Origin of the sequence: Achromobacter arsenitoxydans SY8, from assembly GCF_000236785.1 — a bacterium.
Classification (GTDB): domain Bacteria; phylum Pseudomonadota; class Gammaproteobacteria; order Burkholderiales; family Burkholderiaceae_B; genus Achromobacter; species Achromobacter arsenitoxydans.
On sequence record NZ_AGUF01000052.1, the window covers coordinates 150,273 to 164,475 of the forward strand.

The 14,203-nt window shown below is 63.9% G+C and carries 4 protein-coding genes; all 4 read right to left on the reverse strand.

Annotated features, from left to right (window positions below):
• Positions 1-5: 5 nt before the first annotated feature.
• Complete coding sequence (locus KYC_RS14765; RefSeq protein WP_050814881.1) at positions 6-785, reverse strand: efflux RND transporter periplasmic adaptor subunit; 780 nt, start codon at positions 783-785, stop codon at positions 6-8.
• Entirely contained in the window at positions 782-2,290 is a 1,509-nt protein-coding gene (locus KYC_RS14770; RefSeq protein WP_008163617.1) for a TolC family protein, read from the reverse strand. Before KYC_RS14770 ends, KYC_RS14765 begins: the two co-directional genes overlap by 4 nt.
• Before the next feature lie 5 nt (positions 2,291-2,295).
• Positions 2,296-13,458, reverse strand: coding sequence for a VCBS domain-containing protein (locus KYC_RS14775; protein WP_043518478.1), 11,163 nt, complete (start codon positions 13,456-13,458; stop codon positions 2,296-2,298).
• Positions 13,459-13,873: 415 nt separating this feature from the next.
• On the reverse strand, positions 13,874-14,143 hold the full coding sequence (locus KYC_RS28840; RefSeq protein ID WP_008163619.1) for an H-NS histone family protein: 270 nt from the start codon (positions 14,141-14,143) through the stop codon (positions 13,874-13,876).
• Positions 14,144-14,203 lie beyond the last annotated feature (60 nt).

The following is a 14,203-nucleotide window of genomic DNA, read 5'->3' on the forward strand; positions in this document are numbered from 1 at the left end:
GGCCGTTACCGGGAGAAACCGAAATTGGCGATGCCGCTCATGCCGGGCAGCAGTTCATGCCCGGGATCCTCCGCCCTTCCCTCCAGTTCAATCGTTTGCGCCACCGCGTCAACCCGGGCGTTGATCGCGGTGACGCGCGCCTCATACTGCTTGCCGGTTTCGATGACATCCAGCTTGAAGTGGCTGCCCACCTTGACGCTCGCCATCTGGCGCGACGGCAAGTTCAGCCTGAGCCGCGGCGGACCGTCACTGACCAGGTCGATCAGCGGGGCGCCCGCGTTGACGGTCTCATAGGGGCGCACGTAGACCCGGGCGATGCGGCCTGCGAACGGGGCAGCGACCGTGCAGTAGTCGACCTGCGCCTGCGCCAGCGTCTGTGCCGCCGCAGCCCGCTCAGACGCGGCGCGCGCCAGCGCGACTTCGGTGTCGCCTGCGGCGTCCAGCTTGCGCAGTCCCGCCTTGGCGCGCAGGCTTTCGCGCGCGCCTGCAAGTTCGGCCGATGCCATCTTCAGACGGGCCTGCGGTTCGCCGCAATCAAGGCGGAACATCACGTCGCCTTTCTCCACGTGGCGGCCCAGATGCGCGTCCATGGATTGCAGGCGGCCCGCCATTGGCGCGGACAACGTGCTCTCTGGGTCGGCGGCCAGCAGTACCCGTATGGCATTCGGATCGCTGGCGAGGTCCGGCAACGCGCTCTGCGCCGCGACCTGGGCATGTGCGGCAAGGCTTGCCGCCGCAAGCGCAACAAGCGGTGCTGTTCGAAGTCGCTGCAAGCGCCGCATCATTTTGTCTCGCTTTGGGCCAGCAGCGTTGTGCGCTCCCAGTCCGTCATGGTCTTCTGGATTTCCGCCGCCAAAGTGGCGACGTCGTGGCTGGCAATGACGTCCGGCATCACGTCAAGACCGATGGAGTTGTAGAGGCGGCCCCACGCCGCCTGCGCGTCCGAATAGGCCGCATAGCGCTGGTACTGAGACAGCAGCCACCGGGCGTCCGCGCGGATGAACTCCAGTTTCGAGTCAGCGGAAATGCTGGCGCTGGCCTCGGCATAGTCCCGGAGCCTGCCGTCGACCTGCGTGCTCTGATCGGCAAACTGGTACTGCTCACGCGCCAGGTAGTAGCGCTGGGCCGCGACACGCACCTGCGTCAGGACGGCCATGGAAAGCGCCAGGCGGCGCAGGTCGGCAACCTTGTTCTGGTTTTCGCCTGCCGCCTGAAGCGCTGGCGCCTTGAGCAAGCTGAGCAGATTCCAGGACACCCGTACCCCCACGGAGGACCAGGTATTGTTGTAGAGATATTCGTTCGAATCGTAGTGGGTGCCGGCGTTGAAGCTGATATGTGGCCAAAGTTCTGCCTTGGCAATTCGTATGTCGTTTTCCGTCACCCGCTTGCGGTACCACTCCTCCATGATCTCCGGCCGATTCTGCAGCGCCAGTTGTTCCAGGCCCGGAACATTCATGTTGGGCAGAGGAATGGGTGGCGGATTCTCGTCCGCCACCAGAAAATCCGTGCCCGGCGGCAAGGACATGAGGGCCGCAAGTTCGGCTCGCGCCAATTCCAGATCCTGCCGCCGCGTGGACAGCAGGCTTACCGCGTCCAGCAACGCCCGCTGGTACGCCAGCGCCTCCTGGCGTGGCAGCAGGCCCCGCCGTTCGGCCTCGCGCGCGTTGTCCAGGCCCGTGCGCACGCGCATCAGCAGGTCGTCGACCGACGCGATGAGGCGCTGAGCGCCCACCGCTCGCCAATAGGCATTGCGCACGTCCTGCAAGACGTTCTGGACGACCTTGCGGCGACGTTCTTCCGCCATCAGCACCTGGTCCATCTTCTGCTGCGAGCGCTCGTAGGCCACGACGAAGTCCAGGGTGCTCCAGCTGAGCTCGAGATCTGCCAGGCGGTGGTAGCGTTGCTCCGACGTTGACGGCCGCAAGCTGACTTCCCCATCCTCGATGCCGACAGACGTCCCCCCGGAATCGTTTGAACGGTCGGTATAGCCTGCCGACGCAATCAGCCTGGGCAGCATCTCATGCCGGGTCACGTCCACCAGATTGCGCGACAAGGCGCTTTCCATCAGTTTGAGGCGATAGTCGAGGTTGTATTTCAGCGCGCGCGCCGACGCCTCGTAGAAGGTGACGGGATGCGTGATGGGTTCCTGGTCCGCATACATCATCTTGCGGTCCTGTTCGATGCGCTGCAGGATTTCGTCGTGTGTATACGGGCTGGTCAGCTGGCTGGTCGAACATGCGCTCAAGCCAAGAATCGCCAGCACCAACACATTCGCGCGGATCGCGAGCATTCGCTTCATACGTCTCCCCTCTTGGTCTTGACTGCTGCTGTCTCGTCCACCGGCGCCCAGCGATCAATCCATGCCCCCGAGGCGGCGGCATGCACCTGGTCGCTGAAGGAACCCGCCGTGCGCCGGGCAGGCGGACCCCGTTCGCCATCGGCGCTTGTCCTGCCTGTCTGAAGCAGACGCAACTCCTTGTACGCGAACACCGAATCATCATCTAGCAGGCCGTCAGCCGACAGGAATACGTTGGCGTACCGTGTCTGCATTCGGGCGTTTTCGTAACGGGCCTGCCATTGCAGCGCCTGGATGGTGCGCGTCAACGGGGTTTCGTCCTGATCGATGAGGCCCGCAGCCTGGGATTCGAGCGTGGACTCCAGCGGCATGGCCATCCATGGACGTTCGCCGCGGATGGCCGCTTCGAGATAGCGTTGCAGGGCAAGGCTATCCCGCACGGCTGGCGTCACAAAGACGACGGGATCCACGCGCAAGTCCGAACGAAAGCCCGGTGTTTCCTCCTGCCCAAATAGCGCATGCGGATTGGGCGGCGGGAAGTAATCGGCATTGAGGTTGATGATGATGGTAAGGCGCGCCTCGGATTGGTGGCCCGCCAGATCCGAAATGGTGTAGATGAACTGATCCTGCAGAATCGGTCCTTGTCCACGAGCAGCTTGCACCTCCGGGTTGGACAGGTCGACTTCGTAGCGATAGCTGCCGTCGGCGTTCATGACGATCGTGCCGTAGCGTCCCGCCAGGCTCTGGCCTATCTGGCCGGGAGCCGCCCCATCCTGCTGCGGCCGGATGCCGGTGACGGCCAGCGAATCGCCGCCGTCGACGTCGCTATCGTTCTGCAATACGTTGCCCTGAACGACCGGCGGTCCGGAAATGTCGTCTACCTGCGCAACATCGTCGCGCGCCTGTGGCGTGTCGTCGCGGCCCGCGATCGTGATGACAAGACGCGCCTGCGCCAGTGCGCCATCCGTGTCGCGCATCGTGTAGGTGAAGACCTCCGTCAGAGTGTCCGTGGCCAGGCGCAGTGCCTGCACGACGGGATTGTCATTGTCGACGACATACTGATAGTCGCCATTGGCGCCCATGACCAGCATCCCGTACTGTCCTGCGATCTGGCCGACCGCGCCTGGCGCGCCCGTGCCCAGTCCCACCGAGATCACCGTCTTCGTGTCGCCGCCATCGACATCCGAGTCGTTGGCGAGCACGTTGCCAATGGGATTGAGCCCCGGTTCGCCGTTGTTTACCCCCCCTGCTTCCACGGCGTCGGCAACGTCATCGCGCGCCACGGGCGCATCGTTCTGTCCCAGGACCAGAATGACCAGCGTGGCGCTATCCTGCAAACCGCCACTGTCCGTGATGGTGTAGGTGAACACATCCCGCAGCGTGTCGCGCACCAGGCGCAGCTGTTCAACGGCGGCAAGCGAATTGTCGAGCACATAGGAAAACGTACCGTCGGCGTTCACGATGAGATCGCCGTAGGCGCCACGCAGCACGGTCCCTACAGTGCCAGCGATCCCTCCTCCCGCTGCGGGGCCGGTGCGGATGCCGACCACGGTGACGGGTTCGCCTTCGGCATCGATGTTGCGCAGCGTGACATCGCCACTGGGATTACGCCCCGGGAACGGCTGGCTGTCGCGCACGCCCTGCTCAATGGCGATCCCGACCACCGGTGTGGCACGCGGAGGATCGTTGACGCCCTGGATGGTGATGCGCAATTGAGCCTGATCTGTAAGGCCGCCGCTGTCCGCCATGCGGTAGGTAAAGACTTCCTGAAGCGTGTCGCCCGCGTTCAGTGCCGCCACGGCGTCATTGGTGTCGTCCGCGTGATACGTGTAACTGCCGTCCGAGGCGATCTGCAGCCAGCCGAACTGGCCATCGATCCGCAGCGGTGCCGTGCCCGTCACTGCCGTGAATCCGGCCACACCCGCGCCCACGCGTATGCCGTTGACGGTTTTGGTGTCGCCCGCATCGACATCCGTGTCGTTGGGCAGCACGTTGCCGGCCGCGTCCACGGCTGGCGATATCGAAGTGGCTGGCGTCGCGGTATCTGTGTCGTCGACTGCCACCGGTGCGTCGTAGCTTCCGGCGATGGTGATCGTGAGAATTGCCGTGTGGGTCAGTCCCGACAAGTCCTGCACCGTATAGGTGTACGTCTCCTGCAGCGATTGGCCCGCGCGAAGCTGTTGAACGGCAGCAAGGGTATCGTCGACTTCGTAACGGTACGAGCCATCCGTTTGCAGATACAGGGTCCCATACAAGCCCGCTGCGGCGCCGCCCACGGTTCCCGCCGCAGCCTGCGAATTCTGCACGGCGGAGACCGTGCGACGGTCTCCCGCGTCCACGTCCGTATCATTGGCCAGCACATTGCCGATGGCGGGAGTGCCGGGCGTGCCGTTAGCCGTACCCCCTGCCTCCTTCGCACTTCCGGCATCGTTGCGCGCGACCGGCGCGTCATCGGCGCCGCGCACGGTTACCGTCAATTGGCCGTCGCTGGTCAGGCCCGCGGCATCGCTCAGCCGGAAAGTGAAATATTCAACCAGGGTGTCGGTGGGCAGCCGCAGCGCCTGGACGGCGCGCAGCGAATTGTCCACGGTGTACACGTAGCTGCCGTCCGCGTCGATCCGCAGCGTGCCGAACTGCCCCTGAACCGTCGTGCCCGCGGCCAGCATGGCCGCATTGCCGGCTGGCTGGCCCGCGCGCAAGCCGGCGATATGCAGCACGTCACCCGTGTCGGGATCCGTTCCCGCGGCCGGCAGCAGATTGCCCGAAGGGTCGAGCCCGCCCGTGGTGTTGCCTGTGCCGCCTTTTTCGACCGCCGTGATCGACTGCGCCACTGCCTCGGGCGCATCGTTGGCGCCGGTGATCGTGATGCGCAATCCGGCGCTGGATTCCAGGCCGCCGGCGTCCCGCACCTTGTAGGTAAAGCCCTCGAACAGCGTCACACCCGCCGGCAGCGCCTGCACCGCGGCATTTGAATTGTCGACCGCGTACACGTAAGCGCCATCGGCAAGCAGCGTCAGGGTTCCATAGACGCCCGTCACGACCATGACCCTGCCGGTGGCGTCGGGTACCGCGCCGCCGCCCGCGTCCCCCGCCCGCACGCCGGCAACAATTAGCGTTTCGCCATTGGCCGGACTGTCGACGTCCTGATCGTTGTCCAGCACGTTGCCAAGCGCAGGCTGTCCGCGCGAGGTATTGGCCGTTCCGCCGGCCTCGACCGCTGCGTCCGCATCATCTGCCGCTACCGGAGCATCGTTCTGGCCCAGGATGCGCACACGCAGTTCGGCCTGATCGGACAGACCGCCCGGATCCGATACGGTGTACGTAAATACGTCGACCAAGGTGTTGCCTGCCGTGCGCAAGGCCTGAACCAAGGGATCCGTCTCGTTCAGCGCATAGCTGAACGAGCCATCGCTGTTCAGTGTCAACGTGCCGTACGTGCCCGCGATGGGCGCGCCGACCGGCAGCATCGTCCCGCCACCGGCTTCCGTGCCGGTGCGAATGCCGGAAACGCTCAGCGGGTCGCCGTCCGGCTCGATGTCGTTGATCGTCACATCGCCCGTTGCGGTTCGCCCGGGGGTGGCATTGCCCACGCCGCCGCGTTCCTGCGCGACCGCGACCACATCGTTGGCAACCGGTTGGTCCGACACGCCATGGATGCGGATGACCAGCACCGCGCTGCTCTGGCCCCCGTTGGCGTCCTGCAGCCCGTACGTAAAGCGTTCATCCACCGTCCCATTCGGACCCAGAGCTATCAAGGTGGCGTTCAGGCTGTCGATCTCGTAGGTGTAGCTGCCGTCGTCATTTATGCGCAACATGCCGTACAGCCCGGTGATCGCTGCTTCGACGCCCGGTGTCACGGCCTGCTGGATTCCGCCTTCGGGTCCGATACTGCTGACCACGGCGGTAGCGATGTCGTTGTCGACGTCGCTGTCGAGCTGGTCCGGATCATTTACCGTGTACGGGTCGAGAATGACGTTGCCCTGTGGATTGCGCGGCACCCCGATGACGGAGTTGGTATCCACATCCACAAGCGCGGTGTATCCCTCACCCAGGTTGTCGGCAGCCACCGGGTTGTCGTTGGCCCCATTGATGGTGATGACAAGCGAAGCCAGGGCATTCAGCCCCCCCGCGTCGGTGACCACGTAGTCGAACGTTTCGCGTAGCACCTCGCCCACGTTCAAGGCTTGAACCGCCGCGTTGTTGTCATCGGCCGTGTAGGTGTAGCTGCCATCGGCGCCAAGGCTCAGCGAGCCATACTGGCCCACGATGAGCGCACCGTTGGCCGCAGTGCTGCCCGCGGGGACGCTCGACGCGGGGCCTGGCCCTGTGCTTGTCTGGGCACGCGCTTGTGTCACGCCGCGCGTGTCGCCGGCATCAACGTCGCCATCATTGTCGAGAACGTTGCCGTTGGCCGGGCTGCCCCCGCTTGCGTTGGCAGTGCCGCCCTTCTCCTCTGCCGTACCCACATCGTCCTGCGCCGTGGGGGCATCGTTGGCGCCGGTCAACGTAATGACGAGCTGGGCGGAACTCGTCAGGAACCCGGTGTCACGCAGGTTGTACGTGAACGTGTCCGCCAAAGGGGGACTGCTGGCCAGCAGCGCTTGCACCGCCGGGTCTGCGTTGTTCACCACGTACCGGTAGCCCCCGGCCGCGTTGATGAACAGCGTGCCGTACAGACCAGCCACCGGCGTCTCGCCGCCCAGCGGATCCACGGTTTGCGGGCCGCCCACGCCGCTGACCTGTGTCACGATCAGCACGTCGCCGTTGGTCTGGATGTCCACGTCCAGATCGTTATCCAGCACGTTGCCCGCAGGATTGACGCCTGGGATATCGTTGCCGACCCCGCCCGCCTCCACGGCCTGATCGGTGTCGTCAACGCCAAGCGGCGCATCGTTGACCGCCACCACCGTGATATCCACGGTGTCCGTGTCGGTCAGGTTGTCGTCCGCCGCCTCGAACGGCGTGCCGTCGCCGTCGGCATCACCGCGCTGTCCCAGGTCCTCAGTCAGGAGGGTCAGGCGCTCGCTGCCGTTGTAGTTCGCGCCCGGCGTGTAGACCAGCGTGGCGAGCGCCGCATTCAATGCGCTCTGGCTGCCGCGTAGCTGCAGCGTTCCCGAGCCCAGTGCGCCGCCGGCGAGCTGGGCGCTCCCCAGGGTCAATGTCAGGCCGCCATGCAATACGCTCAGCGTGACCTGCATCGTCCCCGCGCCGGCGTCGGGGTCGTTGATGAAAAGTCCGGCAATCGCGAGCGCATTATCCTCATCCACGGACTGCACGCCCGGCACGGTATTGACCGGCCCATTGTTACGTTCCACATAGCCGACGTTGCCGGCGCCCGTGACACCCAGTTCGCCGAATTGTGCAAGCACCTGGCCCGCAGGAGACGCATTGTCGCTGTCGACGCGCGCATTCACCACGCCGGTCGGCCCCGCAACCGTGATGGTTGCCGGCGCATCGATGCGGAACATGCCCGCGCCCAGTACGCCGAAGTAGTAGTAGCCATTGGCGTCGGACGTGGTTGTCCATGTGCCGTTATCCGCCGTGGTCGACAGATCGTTGTCCGCGCCGCCCCAGGTCAGGGTGACAGTCTGGCCGGCCAGCGCCGGGCCGTCCGGCGCCGACGACGCCGTCGCGCTGTCCGTATCGTTCCAGAGCGTTCCCTCGATGCGGCTGACACCCGCGGCGTCGCCGTCCTGATACGTGTTGGGGCCGGCGCCGCTGCCGGTGCGCTCGCCGCCCACGGATCCCGCCGCGCCCACCTGTGTGCCCGCAAAGCTCTGGAAGCTGTTAGGCAGGCTGGTGTAGGTGACGCTGGCCGTCGTGTCGGCCAGCGCCAAGTTGTTCGGCAGCTGCGCGCCATAGGTAAGGCTGACGGTGCCGCCTGCCGCGAGGGTATCCAGCGATACCGTGACCGTGCCTCCAATGACCACCACGGATACTCCTGCGGGATAGCCGCCCGGGGGGTACGCCGTGCCATTGAGCGTCAGGCCGGTGACCGTAAGATTCTGGCCGCCGGCGGGCAGCGTGTCTCGTAAGACGACATCGTAGGCCGTGGCGGACCCGGCATTGCTGAAGCTGACCACGTAGCCAGCCTGGCCAAGCGTGCCGCCAGCGCCAGGATCGAAACTGACGACGGACTTCTGCACATTCTCAATCTTGGGTTCGACGACGCGTTCCGTGACGGTTTCCGTGCCGAACCGGACTTCCGACCCGCTCAGGAAGTCGGCGCGGACCGCCAGCTGACTACCGGCCACGACGCCAGCGGCGTTGTCCACCCGAGCGTTGAACTCGAAATACAGGCCCTCGAAATCCGCATCCTGGTTGGCGTTGACGAGATTGCCGAGCCGCAGCACGATCATGCGCGGATTGCTGGTGTCGATTGCGCCCGTGTTCAGTACGCCCTGGGCGCTGAAGCCCGAGAGATCAGCATTGAGCAGCGTGCTCTGTTTGTCCGTCACGCCACCATCGATATTGGGATTGCCCGAGGCGAACAGGCCCGCTAGATCTGTCGTCAGGCCTGGCGAACCATTGGCCAGCGCGTTCGCCAGGAAGGCCAGCATGGCTGAGCCATCGTTCATGAAGGTCAGGCCCGGCGGCAAATAGACTTGAATCGACGCATCGGGCTGCGTGCCCTCCGGGACCAGAAGCGCCACCCGATAGTGAACGATTTCCCCGATCGCGACATCCTGCGGATCGGCGGTGCTCGGCGTGCCGCCCGCCGTATCGGGCAGCCCGCCTACGTGACTGATCGTGCCCGAGGCCGCCACGTCTTCGCTAAGGACGCTCACCGTCCGATAGTCGTTCAAGACGCCCGAAGCGAGGTTGCCATCGGCGCCCGTGCGTTCTCCACTGCTGGCTCCGTCCAGGCTGCTCCATTGGATAGTGACCTGGTTGTCGACTTTGCCGGAGGTACCGGTCGTGTCGTTCAACGTACCCCTGAACTGCAGAACCAGACTGGCACCCTTGGGTATGTCCAGTTTGGCGCCGGGAGCCAGTTGCAGCACGCCGTTCTGGACCACGAAGTCGCCACCCGTCAACGTTGACCCGCCATACAGTGTGACGCCGATGATCTGTATGGCACCAAGTTCCGTGGGAAGCACGTCGGAGAGCCGCACGTCGAATGCGTCGACATCGGCGGAGGTGGTTCCATTTCCGACTGTGATCGTGTACGTGATCTGATCACCCCGGTCCACGCCAACTGGAGCTCCAGTCGTGACCGCCGTCTGCGAGACAGTCAACGTGGGTTCGACGATGATTGCAGACGGCAGGCCGCCGCCTGCCGCCACGTTGCGGTCTATCGGCGAGACGCCGTTGGGCGTGTCCCCGTCCGGGTCTGTGTATGTCAGCGACGCATCGTTGGTCAGCGTGCGACCCGCCTGATTGCCGCTCAGGTTGACGGCAACCAGGCCAAGCCGGATGACGAAGCTGTTGTCTGCGGCGTTATTGTTTGCCAGTGCGCTGCTGGCGCTGAAACCGAGCGCCAGATCGACGCCGTTTGCACCCAGCGCGCCGCCCGATCCCGATACGCTGGCCACGGACACCAGACCGGCGAAGTTCGCAGCTAGATTACCGCTTTGCGCCGCCTGCGTAATCAGTAGATAGCCGCCCGTGCCGAAACTGGTATCCAGCGCGAAGCCGTCGGGAATTAGGTCCGTGATGCGCAGGTTTTGCGTGCTGCCCTCCGGTAATGTCACCAGGATGTCGTAGAGCATGCGCTCGCCGATCACCAGATTGCTGCCGCTCGTGTGACTGGCGCTGGAGTCTGACGGATCCAGGCTGCCGTCCGCGTAGCCTTTTGTGATGACGGGCGCGGCGGATTGCGCGTCGGCAGTATCTGACAGGTCGGTCGGGGTAAAGTCTGTTCCCCCCTCCACGCTGGCGTAGTGTGTCAGGACAGCCGTGCTCTGCAGCGTGCTGGAGGCTGCCAGCGAACCGCTGGCCACGACGTCATACGTGATCACGATCATGTTCTGACCGCTGTCGTCCTCGGCTGTCCCCGGACGCCCCGCCAGAAGACTTGCCTGACCACCCGCATCCAGGAATGTGATCGTCGTTCCCGAAATCGCGTAGTCCCGTCCAAGCACCATCACCGTCCCGTCTCCGCGGGCGATGCGCAGGTTTGCCGTGTTCAGCGATCCGCCGAAGAAACTCAAGCCAGCCGGGACCTGCAAAGCCACCGACACGTCGAAGGCGTCCCCGCCGCCGCTGTTCTCAAGGCCTGTCGCCATGCGGAGAATGTCGCCGGCGTCCATGCCGCTCACCGCGCCTTCGAGGTCGGCAAGATCCGTAATCGCACCGTTGAAACCCGTTCCTGTGCTGCCCGGTGGATTCCAGTTTCCTGACGCGCCGCTGACCGTGCCGCCAGACGCGCCCACCACACCGTGTCCGATCGCGACGACGGGCTCGGCCACCGATTGGATCAGGACGTTATCCGTATCGACCAATGCGGCTTGATCGATCGTGGTCTGCTGCGAAGACTGGCCCAGCACCGTAATCGAACGCTGGTCCGCGAAGGGCTGGCTGCTGACCCGCAGACTGAATAGCACTTCGATCCGATTCTGACCGGCCGGGTCGCCTTGCAGGGCGTAATCACCAAAATCAAAGACCAAGGCGCCACCGGCCTGCGCGCTCACGCTTACCTGCGTGCCTGGATGAGAATCCCCCGGACCGAACGACCAGCGATGGTCGCCGATCCCCATGGTCCAGTTCCCTTCCGGCTGGAACACCGGCGCCGGCAGGTAGGCCGTCAGCGTCAGATTCTCGTAGTCGCCCGTCTGCAAGTCATAGCGCAGCGCAAAGGTGACGATATCGCCCGGCTGCAGTTCGTAGGATGCGGGCACGGTGCTGCCGTTGACCTGGAACACGGCGATGTCGACGTTGCCCGCCGGCACGGTCACCGTCACCTCGGAGCCATCGGATTGAATGGCGCCAACATTGAGCCGGCTCTGTATGATCGTTCCCGCCAGCAATGCGCTATTACCTAGCGAATCGCCTTCATTGATTTCGGCTTGCGCATAGTCTCCCTGGTACGCCTCGTCGACCCTGGCGTCATAACTGATTGTGGCCCGGGTTGCCGATTGCCGCGTGCCGTCGCTGGCGATGTCGCCGATGAGCGCGTCCATGCTCAGACCCGCCTGCGCGATCGACGCGGCCAGGTCGAAGACGATCTGCGTGCCGTTCTCCGTTTTGGCGCCCAGGCTGTAGATCAACGACACCGTGTACTGCTGGCCATCCTGTGTGAAAGTCAGCAATGGCGTGCCCGCGAACGTCAGGCCATCGCCCAGGTCGTCGGTGATGGTCAGGCTGCCCTGACCCAGCAGCGATTTGCCGATGGCGAAATAATCGGACAGCGTCACGTCGTACTGATAGCGCAGCGTATCGCCGGGCGACAGGCCAGCCACACCGTTATCGTCGAACACCACCGCGGTCTTGTGCAGGGCGACCGACTTCGCCGTGAAGGTGATGCTCTCGCCGCGTCCGATCACTGGTACCCATGGAAGCAGATCGGGCACGTCACGCGGATCCAGCGGGGTCCACTGCCCCGTGGAAAAGGCCTGCGCGACTTCGATCGCTCGCGGTGCGCCGCTGGCGGGATTCAGAACCTGTTCGCCTTCCGCAGTCGTTTCCGCCACGAAGAAGCGCACTTCGGTGTCGGAAGGACCGCTCAGCGTGCCGTACGTGACCTCGTACGACGCGACATACGGCTTGAGCGCCAGAGCCGCATTGATCGCAACCGCATCGGTCAAGACCCTGCCGTCGGTCAGCGTCAGTCGTGTCAGCGTCCCGCCGCCACCAGGTGTGATGCTCAACACGCGAACACTATCGGGCAATTGCTGCGTGACCACCACGTTCTGAATCGTCTGCCCGGGAGCCGGCGTGGCGGTGACGGTCAAGGTGTGCGGGTAGTTTTCGCCGGTGGCGGTTTCGCCTTCGGTCATGTCTAATGTCTGCGTCACTTCGAACGGGGTCGAACGCAGCGCGTACGTTTGCCAAGCTCCCTCAAACAGCGACGGATCCTGCTGCGGGTTGTCCAGCGCATCATTGCCATACTGAAAACCAGCTCGCAGGCTGACGGTGTGATCTTTATTGACGTCCGCCAGCGGGCTCAGGCCCAGGACGATATCCACCGCAATCGAGGGCTGGTCCTTGCCAAAGCCCGCGTAAGGCAGCGCCAGCACCACCAACTGGTCGCCAGGACGATATCCGTAGTCCGCCGCCAGCAACACCACTGGATTGCCGCTGGCGTCCCGAGCCACCGGGTGCGCCGCCGTTCCGTCAGCCCCGAAGGTCACCACGTAGCCATTCAGAGCTATCCCCGACGTGCTGGCGGAAACAAAACTGACGCCGTCGTCGCCGTCGTACCCAGTCGATGGGATGAGGATGTCGATGAATGGCGCATAGCCTTCCTGGGTCGAGGGATTGCTGAGGATGGCCTGGATCTGAGCCGTCCCGCCCAACAGGATGTCGGCGCTGCTGCCGCCGAGCGCAATGGTGGGCAACGCATCGGCCAGTAGCCCGTCGTACGCAGCAAGTCCTGCCATCCCGATCTGAGGTTCGCTTTCAATGGTGCCGGTCGCGATTTCCAGGCGCCAGTCACCGCCCGCCGAGGGATTGCCGGTGTCATTGATGGATGCCGCGATATCTGCGCCGGTGCTGCTGGCCAATGCCTCCATCAGTTCTTGACCGCTGGCCGTGCTGCCTGTGCCGCAACCGTAGATCAGAATGTCCGCATTACCGCCAAGATATTGGCCCCAACTTGCAGTGCGCTGTGTGTCGGCCGATTGTGCTGTCAGGATGCTGCTGCCCAGACTCAGCTGCCCGGGCGTGCCATGGCTCAGGATCTGGATGGAGTCCACGTTGCCCAACGCCTCGAGGGACTGCCGCACCGCTGCCACCCCATCCTGGCTTGGGTTGACGATGAGGACCGTGGTGCCAGGCGTAGCGCTGGCCGCCAATGCCTGTGCGCCTGCCAGGCGGGCATCTATAACGAGAAGATTTTTGCCCGAAGCAGAAGCGGAATCGTCGGCGCCGCTTACATCCGTGTGCTCGCCATGGGTATCGTCCTGGCGGTCGACTGCAGTCGCGGCCGCAGCGTCGTATAACAGTCTGGGTTCAAGGGCCAGCGCCCGAGGCACGGGGCGAAAGATTGGCGACGTACGCATAGCCTTGCTCCTCGGGCAACACGACGACAAGGACGTGCCACCCTGCGACCATCGTTAATTGCTGCTTGAACCAGTAAGCGCTAAATCAATTTCGACCCGCGGCATGCGGAGAGCCCTTTTTCCCGGGGTGGCGAGGTGCGCCCGCCAGCCGAGACATGACTTTGATGAAACGAATTGTTATGGCTAAATCCGACGAATCGTTGCAAATAAAAAGTAGTCCCAATCAGCCGCATTCGCTATCCAAAATGCGAAATCCCGAGAAATCCCATTTCAGTCGGGCATACGTCTGGAAGTATTGAGCAATACCACGTTACTGTGCCATGCCTCGCTTCCAGCAAGATAGAGACAAGTTCCCCGCCACTTTGCGCCCGTTTCCAAGTGGGTCAGATCCCTTCCTAATAGGAGGCGTGCGCGTTCATTTGACGAGGAAGCGACTCCGGTCCTGTCCTCTGATCCAGTTCGGCGGTCTTCCCACTCCGTTCCAAGTCTGCCCCGTGTCCGGATGCCGATACTGCACGAGATCCGAAAGGTCAGGACCGAACAGTTGGCTTTGCGTGATTCCGTATTCTCGAATTCGCTGGCGTATTTCAGCCAGAATCAATTGCAGCTCCTCGCGGCGCAAATTTTCGGTCTCTGCTTCCAGACTGCGTATGCGCGCCCTGACCTGCCGATAGTCTTGCGTCATGGTTTCACCCCAGTCTGAAAGTCTGCGGTAAGTAAGCCCCGATTGCTCGCTGGGGCAGCC

Excerpts from the sequence above, each read along its gene's own strand:
- KYC_RS14765 (WP_050814881.1), bottom strand. The coding sequence starts at position 785 with ATGATGCGGCGCTTGCAGCGACTTCGAACAGCACCGCTTGTTGCGCTT.
- KYC_RS14770 (WP_008163617.1), bottom strand. The coding sequence starts at position 2,290 with ATGCTCGCGATCCGCGCGAATGTGTTGGTGCTGGCGATTCTTGGCTTG.
- KYC_RS14775 (WP_043518478.1), bottom strand. The coding sequence starts at position 13,458 with ATGCGTACGTCGCCAATCTTTCGCCCCGTGCCTCGGGCGCTGGCCCTT.
- KYC_RS28840 (WP_008163619.1), bottom strand. The coding sequence starts at position 14,143 with ATGACGCAAGACTATCGGCAGGTCAGGGCGCGCATACGCAGTCTGGAA.